Source organism: Stenotrophomonas sp. FSL W7-1447 (assembly GCF_037966425.1).
Lineage (GTDB): Bacteria > Pseudomonadota > Gammaproteobacteria > Xanthomonadales > Xanthomonadaceae > Stenotrophomonas > Stenotrophomonas pavanii.
In genome coordinates this window covers 1,691,276-1,707,881 of the sequence record NZ_CP150199.1, presented here as the reverse complement: position 1 = coordinate 1,707,881, position 16,606 = coordinate 1,691,276, and the positions used below count along the sequence as shown (strand labels likewise).

Sequence of the window (16,606 nt, the reverse complement as noted above, 5' to 3'; positions counted from 1 at the left end):
TGCGCGCTTACCAGCGTAAGCACTACCGAAATGCAGAGCGGAGCGTCACGCGCTCTCGTGCGCGGCCACCGCATCCATCACCCGCGCCGAGTACACCAGCGCGGCGCCGGCGTTGAGCGACACCGCCACGCCCAGTGCTTCGGCGATTTCCTCGCGGCTGGCGCCCTGCTTCAGCGCTGCGTCCACATGCACGGTGATGCAGCCGTCGCAGCGGGTGGTCACCGCCACCGCCAGCGCGATCAGCTCGCGGGTCTTGGCATCAAGGTGATTGGTCTGGGCGCCGGCGTTGGCCAGGGTGGCGTAGCCCTTGATCGTGTCGGGCGAGAGCTTGCCGATCTCGCCGATACGACCCTTCAGTTCCTTGCGGTAGGCATTCCAGTCGAGCATGGTCGTGACTCCTGTAAAGGAGCTCCACGCTACCACCGGAAATGTTGCGCCAATGCCTGCACCGGCGCGCCACATCGTTGCATTGCCGGCCAGCGGCCGGCACTACCGGCTCAGCGGTTGCGCAGCGCGTGCACCGCAGGTGCGACCTGGGCCTGACGGTCCAGCTCCAGGCCAATCTGGTCCAGCGCATCGGCCAAGGCCACCGCATCATCGTCGCGCAGGGTGGCGTGGCCGACCTTGCGGCCCTCACGCGGCTGCTTGCCGTAATCGTGCCAATGGCCGCTGGCCTGGGCCAGCACCGGTGCCGGGTCGGGCATCTCGCCCAGCCAGTTCAGCATGCAGGCGTGGCCGAGCATGCGGGTGCTGCCCAGCGGCAGGCCCAGCACGGCACGCAGGTGGTTCTCGAACTGCGAGGTCTCGCTACCTTCGATGGTCCAGTGGCCGGAGTTGTGCACGCGCGGCGCCATCTCGTTGGCCAACAGCTCGCCATCGCGGCAGAACAGCTCGAGCGCGAACACGCCGACGTACTGCAGGTGCTCGGCGACACGGCGCGCGTAGCCGATGGCCGCCTGCTGCTCGGCGTCGGACAGCACCGCCGGCGCCACGCTGGCCGACAGCACGCCATCGACATGCCAGTTGCCGGTGATCGGCCAGGCCTCGAAGCCGCCATCGCGGCCACGCACGGCCACCACGCTGACCTCGCGCTGGAAGGCGACGAAGCCCTCCAGGATCAGCCCGGTGCGCTCGACCTGCGCGCCCAGCGCCTCCCAGGCGGCGTCGACGTCGGCCTCGCTGCGCAGGCGGAACTGGCCCTTGCCGTCGTAACCCAGACGGCGGGTCTTGAGGATGCACGGCAGGCCAAATTCAGCGGCCTTCGCCGCCAGCTCGTCGCGGCTGCGGATGTCGGCGAAGGCCGGCAGCGGAATGCCTAGCTGCTGGAACAGGGTCTTCTCGCTCAACCGGTCCTGGGCCACCGCCAGCGCAGCCGGCGGCGGGTAGACCGGCACGCGGCCGGCCAGGAACTGCGCACTGTCGGCGGGCACGTTCTCGAAATCGAAGGTGACCACGTCGACCTTGGCGGCGAAGTCCGCCAGCGCCTGGCGGTCATCGAAGGCACCGACGGTGAGCGGCGCCAGCGGGCCGCTGCAGGCGTCGGCTGCCGGGTCGTACAGTTCAAAACGCAGCCCCAGCGGCGCACCGGCCAGGACCATCATGCGGGCGAGCTGGCCGCCGCCCAGGATGCCGACGGTCAGGCTCATTGGCGCGGATCGTCGTGGGCCATCACGTCTTCGGTCTGGCGTGCACGGAAGGCGTCCAGCGCCTGACCGATCGCCGGCTGGTCGCTGGCCAGCATCGCCGCCGCGAACAGCGCCGCGTTGGAGGCGCCGGCATTGCCGATGGCGAAGGTGGCGACCGGAATGCCGGCCGGCATCTGCACGATCGACAGCAGCGAGTCCATGCCGTTGAGGGCCTTGGACTGCACCGGCACGCCCAGCACCGGCACGGCGGTCTTGGCCGCGATCATGCCCGGCAGGTGCGCGGCCCCGCCGGCACCGGCGATGATCGCGCGCAGGCCACGCGGGCCCGCCTGCTCGGCGTAACTGAACAACACATCCGGGGTCCGATGCGCGGACACCACCTTCACTTCGAACGGAACACCCAGGGCTTCAAGCTTCTGGGCGGCGTGCTGCATGGTTTCCCAGTCGGAACGGGAACCCATGACGATGCCGACAAGCGGCGCGATCGGGTTGGGGGTCATTGGCCGTCACCTGCCTTAAAGACGTATTCTAGCCATCTTCCACGCAAGACGAAGAACCATGGATCGCAAGCTGCTCGACCTGCTGGTGTCGCCGGACACCCGCCAGCCCCTGTCCCTGCTGGATGGCAAGGGCCTGGAAGCCCTCAACAAGGCCATCTCCGCCGGCGCGGTGAACAAGGCCGATGGCAACCCGCTGGCGCAGCCGCTGCGCGAAGCGCTGGTCACCCGTGACCGCAAGCAGGTGTTCCGCGTCGACGACGGCATCCCGGTGCTGCTGCCCGAGGAAGCCATCCCGACGGCCCAGATCGCCGACTTCCCGGCCGCATGAGCACGCTGCCGACGCCGGATGCGGCCCTGGTCGCCGCCGATGTCGCGCGTGCACTGGCCGAGGACCTGGGCAGCGGCGACGTCACCGCTGCCCTGCTGCCCGACCAGGCTGACAGCGCCTACCTGCTGTGCAAGCAGGACGCGGTGATCGCCGGGCGACCCTGGTTCGATGCCACCCATCGCGCGCTCGACCCCGAGGTGCGCATTGAATGGCACATCGCCGAAGGCGATGCCGTCACCGCCGGGACCGTGCTGGCGCTGCTGCACGGGCGCAGCCGCAGCCTGGTCAGCGCTGAGCGCACCTCGCTCAATTTCCTGCAGACGTTGTCCGGCACCGCCACGACCACCGCCCGTTACGTGGCGGCGGTGGCCGGTACCGGCACGCGCATCCTCGACACCCGCAAGACCCTGCCCGGCCTGCGCCTGGCGCAGAAGTACGCGGTGCGCTGCGGCGGTGGCGAGAATCATCGCTTCGGCCTGTACGACACGGTGATGCTGAAGGAGAACCACATCCGTGCCGCCGGTTCGCTGGCCGCGGCGGTGGCCGCCGCACGCCGTGAGTGGCCTGCGCTGCCGCTGGTGGTCGAGGTCGAAGACCTGGCGCAGCTGCGCCAGGCGCTTGAAGCCGGGTGCGAACGCATCCTGCTGGACGACTTCAGCCCCGACCTGCGCCGCGAAGCCGTACGCATCACTGCCGGCCGCATTCCACTGGAAGTCTCCGGCAGCGTCGGCCTGGGCGGCCTGCGCTCGATCGCCGAGGATGGCGTCGACTGCATCTCCATCGGCGGCCTGACCAAGCACGTGCAGGCGATCGACCTGTCGTTGAAGCTGGGCCCGCCACCGGGCTGAGGCCCGGCGTGGGGTCCGATCCCTTTTACATGGGAAAAGGGATCGGACCCCGTTCTCACACCCGGCGTTCACGACAGCACTGCGACGCTGCGGGCATCCCCCACAGGAGCCGCGCATGCGCCGGATGCTCTTGCCTGCCTGTCTGCTGCTGGCTGCGGCGCCCCTGTCCGCAGCGGCCGCCGAAGCCTGCGATGTGCCGCCCCGCTTCGGCCTGAGTCCGTTGGCGGTGGCCATCCGCAATACTGCCTGCAATGAACACCGGCTCTGGTTCCGGCCTTTCATCGATCGTGATGGCCGTGCGGCGAGTCTCAGTGTCACCGAGGCCGAGAACGAACACCTGGCCGACAACGGACTGATCGCCTGGCAGCGCGTGGCCGGCTACTGGCGCAACAGCGGCACGCTCAACGCCATGGGCAGCATCGCCGGCGCCAGCAGCTGCCTGGCACCGCTGGGCGCGCGCTATACCGACAGTGACTGCCGCGCGTTCCTGGTCGACAACCCGTGGTCGGCTGCCTTCATTTCGTGGGTGATGGTGCGTGCCGGTGTGCCCGGCTTCAATACCTCGCCACGCCATATCGACTACATCCGCGCCGCGTACCAGGGCGGCCCCTCGGGCGTGCCGTACAGGCTGGTCGACCCGGCCACGGCCAAACCCGCGCCCGGTGACCTGCTGTGCTTCCTGCGCGACCGCAGCAGCACGCTCAGTTACAGCGGATTGGTGCAGGCGCTGGGCAACGGTTCGGTGGGCCACTGGAAATCACATTGCGAAGTGGTGGTGGCCGCCAACCTGGGCGGCGACCAGACCCTGTACCTGGTCGGTGGCAACGTGATGAACACCGTGGCGATGCGGCTGCTGCCGCTGGATCGTACCGGGCTGATCAAGCTGCCGCCGGCGCGCGAACGCAACAGCACCGGCATTGACCCCAGCTGCACCCCGGGGCGTGAGGACGAATGCAGTTTCAACCGCCAGGACTGGGCGGCCCTGCTGCAGCTGACCGCGACCACGCCCTTGGCGATGCCTTCGCCCAGCACAGCACCGATGCAGGCAGTGCCGGCCACGGTGCCGGCCACCGCACCCCCATCACCGATGACCGACCCGCAGCCGCCAAGGCGGTGACACAGGCGCTTGATCCAGCACGCATTCGCCGCCATCTTTGCCGGATCCACCTCTGACGGCTGACGCCATGCCCACCCTGCTGCTGTTGCTGATTGCCGGCGGAATCATCTACTTCTTCTGGAACGCCGCGCGCTCGGCCGCCGAGCGCGCGGTGGAACTGGGACGCAATGCCTGCCGCGCCGCCGACGTGCAGTGGCTGGACCAGGCGGTGCACGCCACCGGATTGCGTCTGTCGCGCGGCGAGGATGGCCGGCTCGGCTTCGAGCGCACCTTCAAGTTCGAGTATTCCTACGATGGCATCGACCGCCACGTGGGCCGCATGGTGCTGCGTGGCGACCAGTTGATCTCGTTCACTGGCCCCGGTGCCGCGCGGATCAGCCAGATCCGGCCGGATGTGGAGGATGCCGAGGATGTCTAGGGTTTGAAGGTGTGCCGACCAACGGCAGGCACCCACCGCAAACGGGCAAAGAAAAACGCCGCCCATCGGGGCGGCGTCGGAAGGGTTACTTGACCACGCGCAGGTTCGGGCGGCCCTTCGGCGGCGGGCTGGCCGGCGGCGTATCGTCCGGTGGCGTGCCGTCCTCATGCAGCAGCTCGTCGCTGGTCGGCGCGGTTTCGCTGCCCGGGATGTCATCCGGCAGCGCCATGCCCTGCCCGGTCTCGCGGGCGTAGACGGCCAGTACGGCGCTGATCGGCACCTGCACCGGGTAGCTGGTACCGGAGAAGCGCGCCGAGAAGCTGACCATCTCGTTGTCGATCATCAGCCGCATGACAGCACGTTCGGCGATGTTGAGCACGACCCGGCCATCCTTGACCGCCGAAGGCGGGACCTGCACGCCGGGAACGCCGGCGTCGACCAGGATGTGCGGGGTCAGCTGGTTGTCGTTGATCCATTCCACCAGCGCCCGCAGCAGGTACGGGCGGTGGCTGGTCATGTGGAAGAAGTCTTCGGTCATGCGTGAAGTGTACGCGCCCGGCGGCCTGCCGGGGCGGATCGCCTGCACGCCGGTCGGCGTGCAGACGGGTACTGCATGGGCCGGTCAGGCCGGCAGGTCGCGCAGTTTCTTTTCCTGCTCGGTCAGGCTGCGGACGAAACCGGGGTGGCGGAAGATGCGGTTGCCGTAGTCCTCGATCGCCTTGCCATCCTTCGGCAGCGGAACATCCAGCGACTGCAGGCGCCAGATGATCGGGGCCATGGCGCAGTCGGCCAGGCTCATTTCCGGGTTGAGGAAGAACTTGCTGGCCTTGAACAGCGGCAGCGAGGCCGTCAGCAGTTCCTTCAGGCGCTTGCGCCCGGCCTCGGCCTGGGTCTTGTTGCCCAGCTGGATGGCCTGCACCTGCGGCACCCAGTCGTGCTCGATGCGCAGCATCGCCAGGCGGATGCGCGCACGGGACAGCGGATCGACAGGCATCAGCGGCGGATGCGGATAGCGCTCGTCCAGGTATTCGCTGACCACCGAGGCGGCGTACAGCACCAGTTCGCGCTCGACCAGGGTCGGCACCGAATGGTACGGATTGAGATCGATCAGGTCTTCAGGCGGGTTCTGCGGATCGACCGGGACAAAGTCGAAGGTGACCCCCTTCGCCGCCAGAACCAGGCGTACACGGTGGCACAGTACGTCGTCGTTCGAGGAAAACAGCGTCAGTGTATTGCGCATGCGTACGCTCGCCGCCATCAAAGGCTCTCCCACGACAGGAGACCGCCTGCCGCATCGGCGCCGCCGGCACCGTGCCGACGGTCGACTCCTCCCCGAGTGTGCAACCGACCATCACAAAAGCCAATAGGCCCGTGCGATGGCCGGCGGCAGAATCAGTGGACGTCCTTCCAGTATTCCTTCTTCAGCAGGTACAGCAGGAAAGTCAGCAGGGCCAGGAACAGGATCACCCACACGCCCAGCTGCTGGCGCTTGAGCGCGGCCGGTTCACCGGCGTATTCGAGGAAGTTAGTGATGTCCCGCACGGCCTGATCGTACTGGCCGGCATCGACCGACCCGGGCGTTTCGATTTTCAGGCCGGTCACCGGCGGGTCCATGCCGGGCGCTTCCGCCTTGCCGTGCACCGCATGCTGCAGGCCCTGCATCTCCCACAGCGGGTTGGGCATGGAGGCATTGGCGAACAGCGCGTTGTTCCAGCCCAGCGGGCGGCTGCTGTCCAGGTAGAACGACTTGAGATAGGTGTAGACCCAGTCACTGCCCCGCACGCGCGAGATCAGGCTGAGATCGGGCGGCATCTTGCCGAACCACTTCTCCGCGTTCTCCTTCGGCATCGCCACCGGGATCGGGTCGCCGATCGCCGAGCCGGTGAAGTTGAGGTTGTTCATCACCTCTTCCTCGGTCAGGCCCAGGTCCTGCGCCATCCGCGAATAGCGCAGGTACTTCAGCGCGTGGCAGCCGGAGCAGTAGTTCATGTACAGCTGCGCGCCGCGCTGCAGCGAGGCGCGGTCACCCAGGTCGTTGCCGGCCTGCAGCAGCGGGGTGCCGCCCTCGGCGGCGGAGGCCAGGAAACTGCCCAGCATCAGGGTGGCCGCCAGGGCCAGCCGGACCATCCAGCGCTCAGTCATGCGTGGTCACCCTCTCCGGTACCGGCTTGGTCTTGTCCAGCCTTGTCCATAGCGGCATGGTGATGAAGAACGCGAAGTACAGGAAGGTCAGCACCCGCCCGATGTAGGTCTCGTGCACGTCGGTACCCGGGCCGGAACCAATCACGCCCAGCCACACGAAGCACACCGCCAGCACGCCCAGCATCACCTTCGAGATCCAGCCGCGGTAGCGCACCGATTTCACCTTCGCCTTGTCCAGCCACGGCACCAGGAACAGGATCGCGATGGCCGAGAACATCACCAGCACGCCGCCCAGCTTGTTCGGCACCACGCGCAACATCGCGTAGTACGGCGTGTAGTACCAGACCGGCTTGATGTGTTCCGGGGTCACCAGGCGGTTGGCCTCGGTGAAGTTGTCGTGCTCCAGGAACAGGCCGCCGAAACCGGGGGCGAAGAAGATGATGAAGGCAGCGATGATCAGCAGGAAGCCGGCGCCGACGCCATCCTTGAGCGTGTAGTAGGGATGGAACGGGATGCCATCGGCCGGTGCATTCGGCGACCAGCGGTTGCCCTTGGGCCCCTTCTTGATCTCAACGCCATCGGGGTTGTTCGACCCCACTTCGTGCAGCGCGCCCAGGTGCAGCACCACCAGCAACAGCAGCACCAGCGGCAACGCGATGACGTGCAGCGCGAAGAAGCGGTTGAGCGTAGCGTCACTGGGCAGGTAGTCGCCCATGATCCATTCGGTCAGGCCGTTGCCGATCACCGGTATCGCGCCGAACAGCGAGATGATCACCTTGGCGCCCCAGAACGACATCTGTCCCCACGGCAGCACGTAGCCCATGAAGGCTTCGGCCATCAGCACCAGGTAGATCAGCATGCCGAGGATCCACACCAGCTCGCGCGGCTTCTGGTAACTGCCGTACAGCAGGCCGCGGAACATGTGCAGGTAGACCACGATGAAGAACAGCGAGGCACCGGTGGAATGCATGTAGCGGATCAGCCAGCCCCACTCCACATCACGCATGATGTATTCGATGGAGCCGAACGCCTCGGCGGCGTTGGTCTTGTAGTGCATCGTCAGGAAGATACCGGTGACGATCTGGTTGACCAGCACCAGCAGCGCCAGCGAACCGAAGTAATACCAGAGGTTGAAGTTCTTCGGCGCGTAGTACTCGCTGACGTGCTTGCGGTAGACCGGCATCAGGCCCGGCGCGCGTGCATTGACCCAGTCGGCCACGCCGCTGGCGGTACGGCTGAGGATATTGGCCATCAGGCAGCCCCCTGCGGATCGACACCGATGATGATGGTGTTGTCGTCCTGGTAGTGGTGCGCGGGCACGTTCAGGTTGATCGGCGCCGGCACGTCCTTGAAGACGCGGCCGGACATGTCGAAGCGCGACTTGTGGCAAGGGCAGAAGTAGCCGCCCTTCCACTGCGGGTCATAGGGCTCGGGCCGGATCTCGGCGACCATTTCCGGCGAGCAGCCCAGGTGCGTGCACAGGCCGACCAGCACGGAGATGTCCGGCTTGATCGAGCGCAGCTCGGGGTTCTGCTTCAGCACGTAGTCCGGCTGCTGGTCCTTTTCGCCGGACTCGGGGTCCTTGAGGCGGCCGTCCAGCCCGTGCAGCGCATCCAGGATCGCCTTGGACCGCTTGACGATCCAGATCGGCTGTCCACGCCATTCCACGATCAGGCGTTGGCCTTCCTGCAGGGCGCTGATGTCGGCTACCACCGGTGCGCCGGCAAGCTTGGCGCGGGCACTGGGGTTCCAGGATTTGATGAAAGGAACGGCGGTGAAGCCGACGCCGACGGCGCCCACCACGGCTGTGGTGGCAGAAAGAAAACGCCGACGTCCGGTGTTGACTGGATCGTGTACCCCATCGTTGGCCATCCGGCACTCCGATATTGATTAGGTAGCTTTAAGGCTGCCAGCGGATCCGGTGGGGGCCAGAGCCGCATTGAATCGCGGTCGAGTGTAGCGGAACCGTCGCGCGCCACACAACGCATTGCAACAACATTGATTGCGGGGGTTGCCGGCCAGCGGCCGGTCGGTACCGGCCATTGCCCAGGGGTTGCCGGCCAGCGGCCGGCACTACTGGTGCGTCAATGCGGTGCGGTAACGCTCGGCCAGTTGCCCGACCCGGCGTACGTAGTACTGGGTTTCGCTGTAGGGCGGCACGCCGCCGTGGCGATCGACCGCGCCTTCGCCAGCGTTGTAGCCGGCTGCGGCCAGGGTCAGGTCGCCATTGAAGCGCTTCAGCAACCACGCAAGATACTGCACGCCGCCGCGGATGTTCTGTCCGGCGTCGTAGGCATCGCGGACCCCGAAGCGCGCGGCGGTCGGCGGCATCAGCTGCATCAGCCCCTGCGCGCCGGCGCGGCTGAGCGCGGTCGGGTTGTAGGCCGATTCGGCGTGGATGATGGCGCGCACCACCGCCTCCTCGACGCCGAACTCGCGTGCGGCCGAGGTGATCTCGGTCTGGAACGCGGTGGTGTTCAGGCGCACCGAACCGAAGTCCACGCGCGGGTTGACGCCGCAGGCGTAGCAGCGCTCGATGAAACTGTAGCGGATGGTGCGCACCGGACCGAGGTTGGCCACCTGGGTAGGCCGTGCGCTGGTGTAGTGGCGCACGCCATCCTTCATGAAGGAATAGACCTGGCCGCTGACCATGCGCCCGCTGCGCGAGGCGACCGGGGGCGCTGGCACGGCCGCAGGCGCCGGTGCAGGCGAGGCCGCGGGCGCCACGACCGGGGCCACCGCACTGGCGGCCACGGCCACCGGATTGCGCTCGATGCTGGCCACGGTGGTCGGCGCCGGTTTCGGCGCGGCCACCACCGGGCGCGGTGCCGGTCGGGTGTCGCGGCTGTAGCTGATGGTGCTGCAGCGGGCACCGGCCACACGCTTGCTGACATAGCTGGTGACCCCATCGGCGCCCTGGCACTTGAACAGGGTGCCCGCACTGGCCGGCGCAGCGGTCAGCGCAGCGATGATGATCGCCGTTGTCCCCAGTATCCCCTTCATGGCGGCGAGTGTCCCAGCTTCGCCGGGGCTTGCCAAGCGACGCCGCTCAGCCTGTGACCGGCGGCACAGCCAGCACCTGCCCCAATCCGGCCAGGCGCTGCGCCAGTTCATCGCGCAGGCCCGGCGGCGTGGTCCACAACGCTACCGGCACCCGGTCCAGGCTGAGGATCTGCGCCAGCATCATGCCGCGGCTCTCGGCGCCCATGCGCAGCAGGCAATGGTCGGGACCGTCGGCCTCCAGCACGCCACACCAGGGCGGGATGCGGCCTTCCAGCTCGGCGTGGCTGCCGGCCAGGCGCACGATGGCCTGCAGCGCGAAGGGCGCCTGGCTGACCGCCTGCCGCACCATCACATCCGGCGGTGCGGGCGTGCGGCGATGCATGCCCGGCGCGGAGCATTCGCGCACCGCGCCCATCCGGTCCACGCGCAGGGTGCGCCAGTCCTGCCGGCCCAGGTCCCAGGCCAGCAGGTACCAGCGCCGCCCGTAGTTGACCAGGTGCTGCGCCTCGACCTCGCGCTGGGTCACCGCCTCCTGCGCGCTGCGGTATTCGAAGGCCAGCCGTGACGCCTGCCGGCAGTGCTGGGCCAGCCGCCCGAGCAGGCGTGCATCGGTGGACGGAAGATCGGACAGGGTGGCGGTGGCGGCATGCACCTCGCCGGCCTGCTGGCGGCGACGGGTCGGCACCAGCGGGTCGAGCTTGGACAATAGGCCACGGGCGGTGTCGTCGATGCCGGCGACGGTCGCGGACGCGGCCCGCAGCGCGATCGCCAGGGTGGTCGCCTCCTCCTCGTCCAGCAGCATCGGCAGTACCGGTGCCCCTGCCCCCAGCTGGTAGCCGCCACCGACCCCCGACGAGGCCCGGACCGGATAGCCCAGTTCGCGCAGCCGCTCGATGTCACGCCGGATGCTGCGCCGGTCCACGCCCATGCGCTCGGCCAGCTCGGCCCCTGACCACTGGCGGCGGGCCTGCAGCAGGGCGATCAGGCGCAGCAGTCGATGGGCGGTATGGCGCATGAAGGATCGAGGACAGAATTCGTCCGCAATAGTGCCCCAGGATGGCCTCCAGTTCACCACCCACCGCAAGGAGCAATGCCATGTCCTCACGCCAGATCACCCTGTACCACGCCGCCCGTTCCCGCTCGAGCGGCGCCGTGGCCCTGCTCGAAGCGCTGGGTGCCGACTACCGCATGCAGGTGCTGGACCTGAAGGCTGGCGCCAACCTGGCCCCGGCCTATCTGGCCATCAACCCGATGGGCAAGGTGCCGGCCATCGTCCACAACGGCGCGCTGGTGACCGAACAGGTGGCCATTTATCTGTACCTGGCCGACCTGTATCCGGAAGCCGGGCTGGCGCCGCCGATCGGCGACGCCCGGCGCGGGCCCTACCTGCGCTGGATGGCCTTCTACGGCGCCTGCTTCGAACCGGCGATGATCGACAAGGCGATGCACCGTGAGCCGCCTCCGCGCCTGATGTCGCCGTACAACGATGCGGAGACCGTGCTGCAGGTGGTCGAGGCCCAGCTGGCGCAGGGCCCGTACCTGCTCGGCGAGACGATGAGCGCCGCCGACGTGCTGTGGGGCAATGCGCTGGCCTGGACCACGGCCTTCGGCCTGGTACAGCCGGCGCCGGCCACGGCCGATTACATTGCACGGATGAGCGCGATGACCGCCTTCGACCGTTCGCGGCAGATCGATGCGGAGCTGGCGGCGGCGTAAGCGCGGTTGCAGTAGATCCGCGCCATGCGTGGATGAACCCGTTCGCGGCGCCTGCGGTACGGAATGCAGCCAGGCATGGCCTGGCTCTACCGGGCCGGCGCACGCGCCGGGATGCGGGTAGAATGGCCCGCTTTCCCGCCACCCGAATGGATTAAGCGCCATGACCGGGACGCCAGACGTCTTTCCGCCCGCCACGCCGGGCGGTACCCCGCTCGTTGCCCTGCCCGCTGGTCCGCGCAAGCCCGACCAGGTCAAGGGCAAGCTGTACATCAAGACCCACGGTTGCCAGATGAACGAGTACGACTCGGCCAAGATGGCCGATGTGCTTGCCGCCAGCGATGGCCTGGAACTGACCGACAGCCCGGACGACGCCGACGTCATCCTGGTCAACACCTGCTCCATCCGCGAGAAGGCGCAGGAGAAGGTGTTCAGCCAGCTGGGCGTGTGGAAGGGCCTGAAGAACAAGGGCCGCGAAGTCATCATCGGCGTCGGCGGCTGCGTCGCCTCGCAGGAAGGCGAAGCGATCATCAAGCGCGCGCCGTTCGTGGACCTGGTGTTCGGCCCGCAGACCCTGCATCGCCTGCCGGAGCTGATCCGTGCACGTCGCGAGCAGAAGCGCCCGCAGGTCGACATCAGTTTCCCCGAGATCGAGAAGTTCGATCGCCTGCCCGAGCCGCGCGCCGAAGGTCCCTCGGCATTCGTGTCGATCATGGAAGGCTGTTCCAAGTACTGTTCGTTCTGCGTGGTGCCCTACACCCGCGGCACCGAAGTCAGCCGCCCGTTCGAGGACGTGGTGGTGGAAGTGGCGCAGCTGGCCGCACAGGGCGTGCGCGAGATCAACCTGCTCGGCCAGAACGTCAACGCATATCGCGGGCCCTATGGTGACGGTGAGTTCGCCGACCTCGGCCTGCTGATCCGTACCATCGCCGAGATCGATGGGGTCGGCCGCATCCGCTTCACCACCTCGCACCCGCTGGAGTTCAGCGACTCGCTGATCGACGCGTTCCGCGACGTCCCGCAGCTGGCCAACTTCCTGCACCTGCCGGTGCAGGCCGGCAGCGACCGCGTGCTGTCGGCGATGAAGCGCGGGTACACCGCACTGGAATTCAAGTCGAAGATCCGCAAGCTGCGCGCGGTGCGCCCGGACATCTCGATCAGCTCGGACTTCATCGTCGGCTTCCCCGGCGAGACCGACGCCGATTTCGAGAAGACCATGAAGCTGATCGAGGACATCGGCTTCGACCACAGCTTCTCGTTCATCTATTCACGGCGCCCGGGCACGCCGGCCGCGGACCTGGAGGACACGATCAGCGATGCCGAAAAGCACGCGCGCCTGTCGCGCCTGCAGGAGCGCATCAACGCCCATGCCGCCGGCATCTCCGAGAAGATGGTCGGCACCGTGCAGGCCGTGCTGGTGGAGGGGCCGTCGCGCAAGAATCCGAACGAGCTGACCGGCAAGACCGAGAACATGCGGTCGGTGAATTTCCCGGCGCCTGCGCGGTTGATCGGCCAGTTCGTGGATGTGCTGATCACCGAGGCGCTGACCAACTCGCTGCGCGGGCGCGTGGTGGCCGAATAAGGCCCCGGTGAAGGGGGTCGGAGCCCCTGCGGGGATCCGACCCCCTGCCTTCAATCCAGGCGCTTGCGGAAACGCAGGATCGCCAGGATCATCATCACCCCGATGAAGGCCAGCAGCGCCAGTGCATCCGGCCACAGCTCCCACAACGGGGCGCCGCGCAGCATGATGCCGCGCACCAGGCGCAGGAAGTGGGTCAGCGGCAGCACTTCGGCCAGCCACTGCACCGGCCGCGGCATGCCCGCGAACGGGAACATGAAGCCCGACAGCAGGATCGACGGCAGGAACAGGAACAAGGTCATCTGCATGGCCTGGAACTGCGAGCGCGCGCGCGTGGAGATCAACAGCCCCAGCGCCAGGTTGGCCAGCACCAGCAGTACCGCGGCCAGATAGATGTCCAGCAGGCTGCCGCGAATGGGCACCTGGAACAGCCAGGTGCCCAGCACCAGCACCAGCGTGGTCTGCAGCAGGCCGATGGCTGCATAGGGCAGCACCTTGCCGACCATCAGTTCGCTGCGTGACACCGGCGTGGCGATCAGCAGTTCCATGTTGCCGCGCTCGCGTTCACGCACCACCGCCACCGCGGTGAACATCACCAGGGTCATGGTCAGGATCACCCCGATCAGGCCCGGCACGATGTTCACCGCCGAACGCCGCTGCGGGTTGTAGAAGCTGGTCACGCTGATTGGACCACTGGCGATGCTGCCTTCGCGCAGTGGCCGCGTGTTGCTGGTCGGGCGCGTGTCCAGCGGCACCTGCGCCAGCTGGATCGCCGCACTCTGCACCACGGTGTCGCTGCCATCGACCAGCACCTGCAGTGCTTCGCGACCGTCGAAGCGGCGACGCTCGAAGTCGGCCGGCACCACGATGCCGACACTGATCTCGCCGCGGCGCAGCGCCTGCATCAGCTGGTCCGGTGTGTAGGCCTCGCTGCGCGGCGTGATTACGCCGGTAGCCACCATGTCCTGCACCAGCGCGCGCGAAGCGGCGCTGTTGGCCTGGTCGGCGACACCCGCATCCAGGTGGCGCAGGTTGAGGTTGATCGCATACCCGAACAGCAGCAGCTGCATCACCGGGATGCCGACGATCATCGCCAGCGTGATGCGGTCGCGGCGCAGTTGCCGCAGCTCCTTGAGCATGATCGCCCACAGCCGGCGCAGGTTCATGCCGCCGGCTCCCGACCGCGGCCACGGGTGGCGGCCACGAACACGTCTTCCAGGTTCGGCGCCACCGTCTCGATGCGGGCCTGCGGGTCAGCGTTGGCCAGCGCACGGCCCAGCACCGCGATGTCCGCCGCTCCCTCATTGCACAGCACGCGCAGATGGGTACCGATCTGCGCCACGCTGAGCACACCGGGCAGATCGGCCAGTGCGCGGCTGGCCAGGCGCGGCTGCGACGCGGTGACCTGCAGCGTGCGCCCTTGCAACCGCGCGCACAGCTCAGCCGGCGTGCCATCGGCCACCAGCGCGCCGCGATCCAGGATCGCCAGCCGGTGGCAGCGCTCGGCTTCGTCCATGTAATGGGTCGACACCAGCACCGTGGTGCCGGCGTCGGCCAGTTCGAACAGGGCCTCCCAGAAATCGCGGCGCGATTCCGGGTCGACCGCGCTGGTCGGCTCGTCCAGGAACAGCAGCTCGGGCGAATGCACCACCGCACCGGCCAAGGCCAGGCGCTGCTTCTGGCCACCGCTGAGGGTACCGGCCAGCTGGGGCTGACGGTCGTGCAACCGGTACTGCTGCAGCAGCGCCTCCACCCGCTGCCGGGCCTGCACGCGCGGCAGGTCCTGGATCGCAGCGAGGAACTCCAGGTTTTCGCGCACCGACAGGTCTTCGTACAACGAGAAGCGCTGGGTCATGTAGCCGATCCGGCGGCGCAGTGCTTCCGCCTGCTCCGGCACGGACAGGCCCAGCACCTCGATCCGCCCAGCACTCGGCTCCAGCAGCCCGCACAGCATGCGGATGGTGGTCGACTTTCCGGATCCGTTCGGCCCCAGGAAGCCGTACACCTGCCCGCGCGGCACGCTCAGGTCGACGTTGTCCACGGCCAGCAGGTCACCGAAGCGGCGGGTCAGGCCCCGCGCGTGCACCGCGATGTCGCCGCCGGTGTTCAGAAGCGCACCTGGACCGGCACCCCGGCCGGAAGCGCCTGCATGTCGGCGGCTGCATCCACCTCGATCTCGGCGAGGTAGCTCAGGCGCTCGACGTCATCGCCAGTCAATGCGTAGTAGGGGGTGAATGAAGGCTCGCTGCGGATCGCGCGCACGTGCCCCTGCAGTACGGTACTGCCCCCCTCCAGCTGTATCTGCGCGGCCTGCCCGACCTTGACCTGCAGCCGCAGCGGCTGCGGCAGGTAGACGCGCGCATGGGGGCGTTCGCCCACCAGCATCACCACCAGCGGGGCACCGACCGGCGCCTGGTCCCCCTGCCGGTAGGGCAAGGCATCGACCACGCCATCACGCGGCGCGCGCAGCTGCAGCTTCTGCAGGTTGACCCCCTGCAGCACCTGCTGCGCCTGCGCAGCATCGGCGGTCGCCTGGCCCTGGGCGATGTCCTGCGCGCGGCTGCCGTGCACCCGCTCCAGCCATGCCTGCTCGGCAGCCCGTACGCTGGCCTCGGCATTGCCGGCGGCGGCGCGTGCGCGGTCCAGTTCGGCAGCGGCGATCAGGCGCTGGCGTGCCAGCGGCTTCACCCGACGGTAGTACGCGCTGGCCTCGGCGGACTGCGCTCGCAGCGCGGCCAGCTGCGCCTGGGCCTGCGCGATCTGTTCCTGGCGCGGGCCGATCCTCAGTTCTTCCAGCTGCGCCTGCGCGCGCGCCGTGTCGGCCTGTGCTGCGGCGAACTGCGCATCGCCGCGGGCGGAATCGAGCTGCATCAGCACGGCCCCGGCCTTGACCTGCTGGCCCTCGCGCACCTCCACCGAGGAGATCACCTCGGCCGCCGGCGCAGGCACCGTGATCCGGTCCCATTCCAGCGTACCCAGTGCAACCGGCGGCGCCTGGCCGCACCCGGCCAGCAGGCCGAGGCCCGCCAGTCCGGCGCCACGCATCCGCTTGCCGATGCCCATGCCATCCCCTCCCGCGACAGCGCCACGGTGCCATGCCGCCCGTGCACCCGCAATGATCCCGATCAGCCCTGACGGTTTTTTCACCACGCAGCGCCAGGCCTCGTGCCACAAGGCTCGGCCCCATCTATCCACAGGTTCGTTGCACCGCCGTCCACATCGCATGTGGAAAACCCGCTGGCGCCTGGCCATATTTTCACCACGACATCATCTCCCTTGTGGCACAAGCGCTGCGAAGGACTATCCACAGCT

At 68.1% G+C, this 16,606-nt stretch carries 19 protein-coding genes; 6 read left to right on the top strand and 13 right to left on the bottom strand.

Annotated features, from left to right (window positions below; all coding sequences use genetic code 11):
- Positions 1-45: 45 nt before the first annotated feature.
- From NSQ78_RS07890 to purE, 3 genes are all read right to left on the bottom strand, one after another.
- Positions 46-387, bottom strand: a complete 342-nt coding sequence (locus NSQ78_RS07890; protein WP_049467531.1) for a carboxymuconolactone decarboxylase family protein — start codon at positions 385-387, stop codon at positions 46-48.
- A 110-nt stretch (positions 388-497) separates the two neighbouring features.
- Positions 498-1,646 (bottom strand): 5-(carboxyamino)imidazole ribonucleotide synthase, encoded by a 1,149-nt coding sequence (locus tag NSQ78_RS07885; protein WP_049467529.1) that lies wholly within the window; start codon positions 1,644-1,646, stop codon positions 498-500.
- Positions 1,643-2,146 (bottom strand): 5-(carboxyamino)imidazole ribonucleotide mutase, encoded by a 504-nt coding sequence (gene purE, locus NSQ78_RS07880; protein WP_005412808.1) that lies wholly within the window; start codon positions 2,144-2,146, stop codon positions 1,643-1,645. The genes NSQ78_RS07885 and purE overlap by 4 nt, the downstream gene beginning before the upstream one ends.
- A gap of 58 nt (positions 2,147-2,204) precedes the next feature.
- Between purE and NSQ78_RS07875 the strand changes: the two genes are divergently transcribed.
- From NSQ78_RS07875 to NSQ78_RS07860, 4 genes are all read left to right on the top strand, one after another.
- Positions 2,205-2,474 (top strand): Trm112 family protein, encoded by a 270-nt coding sequence (locus tag NSQ78_RS07875; protein WP_064238031.1) that lies wholly within the window; start codon positions 2,205-2,207, stop codon positions 2,472-2,474.
- Positions 2,471-3,322, top strand: coding sequence for a carboxylating nicotinate-nucleotide diphosphorylase (gene nadC / locus NSQ78_RS07870; RefSeq protein WP_053463498.1), 852 nt, complete (start codon positions 2,471-2,473; stop codon positions 3,320-3,322). Before NSQ78_RS07875 ends, nadC begins: the two co-directional genes overlap by 4 nt.
- A gap of 115 nt (positions 3,323-3,437) precedes the next feature.
- Positions 3,438-4,439 carry a DUF2272 domain-containing protein gene (locus NSQ78_RS07865; RefSeq protein ID WP_064238030.1) on the top strand — a complete coding sequence of 334 codons (1,002 nt, stop codon included), beginning with the start codon at positions 3,438-3,440 and terminating at the stop codon, positions 4,437-4,439.
- 67 nt (positions 4,440-4,506) lie between these two features.
- The gene (locus NSQ78_RS07860) at positions 4,507-4,857 is read left to right on the top strand and encodes a DUF3301 domain-containing protein (RefSeq protein WP_005415950.1); all 351 of its coding nucleotides are present in this window, start codon (positions 4,507-4,509) and stop codon (positions 4,855-4,857) included.
- 85 nt (positions 4,858-4,942) lie between these two features.
- On the opposite strand, the gene NSQ78_RS07855 is transcribed toward NSQ78_RS07860, so the two are convergent.
- From NSQ78_RS07855 to NSQ78_RS07825, 7 genes are all read right to left on the bottom strand, one after another.
- Complete coding sequence (locus NSQ78_RS07855) at positions 4,943-5,395, bottom strand: ClpXP protease specificity-enhancing factor (protein ID WP_064238029.1); 453 nt, start codon at positions 5,393-5,395, stop codon at positions 4,943-4,945.
- 84 nt (positions 5,396-5,479) lie between these two features.
- Positions 5,480-6,115: a glutathione S-transferase N-terminal domain-containing protein gene (locus NSQ78_RS07850; RefSeq protein ID WP_021203577.1), complete on the bottom strand. Its 636-nt coding sequence runs from the start codon at positions 6,113-6,115 to the stop codon at positions 5,480-5,482.
- A 134-nt stretch (positions 6,116-6,249) separates the two neighbouring features.
- Positions 6,250-6,999: a cytochrome c1 gene (locus NSQ78_RS07845; protein WP_032960911.1), complete on the bottom strand. Its 750-nt coding sequence runs from the start codon at positions 6,997-6,999 to the stop codon at positions 6,250-6,252.
- Positions 6,992-8,251: a cytochrome bc complex cytochrome b subunit gene (locus tag NSQ78_RS07840; protein ID WP_049467520.1), complete on the bottom strand. Its 1,260-nt coding sequence runs from the start codon at positions 8,249-8,251 to the stop codon at positions 6,992-6,994. Before NSQ78_RS07840 ends, NSQ78_RS07845 begins: the two co-directional genes overlap by 8 nt.
- Positions 8,251-8,871 (bottom strand): ubiquinol-cytochrome c reductase iron-sulfur subunit, encoded by a 621-nt coding sequence (gene petA, locus NSQ78_RS07835; protein ID WP_339208312.1) that lies wholly within the window; start codon positions 8,869-8,871, stop codon positions 8,251-8,253. The genes NSQ78_RS07840 and petA overlap by 1 nt, the downstream gene beginning before the upstream one ends.
- Before the next feature lie 201 nt (positions 8,872-9,072).
- Positions 9,073-10,002: a lytic transglycosylase domain-containing protein gene (locus NSQ78_RS07830; protein WP_149902045.1), complete on the bottom strand. Its 930-nt coding sequence runs from the start codon at positions 10,000-10,002 to the stop codon at positions 9,073-9,075.
- Between the two features lie 46 nt (positions 10,003-10,048).
- On the bottom strand, positions 10,049-11,017 hold the full coding sequence (locus tag NSQ78_RS07825) for a WYL domain-containing protein (protein WP_049467516.1): 969 nt from the start codon (positions 11,015-11,017) through the stop codon (positions 10,049-10,051).
- Positions 11,018-11,097: 80 nt separating this feature from the next.
- Here NSQ78_RS07825 and NSQ78_RS07820 point away from each other — a divergent pair, with 80 nt between their 5' ends.
- Together NSQ78_RS07820 and miaB are read left to right on the top strand one after the other, a co-directional pair.
- A complete protein-coding gene (locus NSQ78_RS07820; protein ID WP_064238027.1) occupies positions 11,098-11,718 on the top strand; it encodes a glutathione S-transferase family protein in 621 nt (206 codons plus the stop codon).
- Positions 11,719-11,878: 160 nt separating this feature from the next.
- On the top strand, positions 11,879-13,297 hold the full coding sequence (gene miaB, locus NSQ78_RS07815) for a tRNA (N6-isopentenyl adenosine(37)-C2)-methylthiotransferase MiaB (RefSeq protein ID WP_057495224.1): 1,419 nt from the start codon (positions 11,879-11,881) through the stop codon (positions 13,295-13,297).
- A 50-nt stretch (positions 13,298-13,347) separates the two neighbouring features.
- On the opposite strand, the gene NSQ78_RS07810 is transcribed toward miaB, so the two are convergent.
- Genes NSQ78_RS07810 through NSQ78_RS07800 form a run of 3 tightly spaced genes read right to left on the bottom strand, consistent with a single transcriptional unit; the run spans position 13,348 to position 16,357 of the window.
- Positions 13,348-14,460, bottom strand: a complete 1,113-nt coding sequence (locus NSQ78_RS07810; protein ID WP_064238026.1) for an ABC transporter permease — start codon at positions 14,458-14,460, stop codon at positions 13,348-13,350.
- Positions 14,457-15,380: an ABC transporter ATP-binding protein gene (locus tag NSQ78_RS07805; RefSeq protein ID WP_049467509.1), complete on the bottom strand. Its 924-nt coding sequence runs from the start codon at positions 15,378-15,380 to the stop codon at positions 14,457-14,459. Before NSQ78_RS07805 ends, NSQ78_RS07810 begins: the two co-directional genes overlap by 4 nt.
- Before the next feature lie 20 nt (positions 15,381-15,400).
- Positions 15,401-16,357: an HlyD family efflux transporter periplasmic adaptor subunit gene (locus NSQ78_RS07800; protein WP_064238025.1), complete on the bottom strand. Its 957-nt coding sequence runs from the start codon at positions 16,355-16,357 to the stop codon at positions 15,401-15,403.
- Between the last annotated feature and the right edge of the window lie 249 nt (positions 16,358-16,606).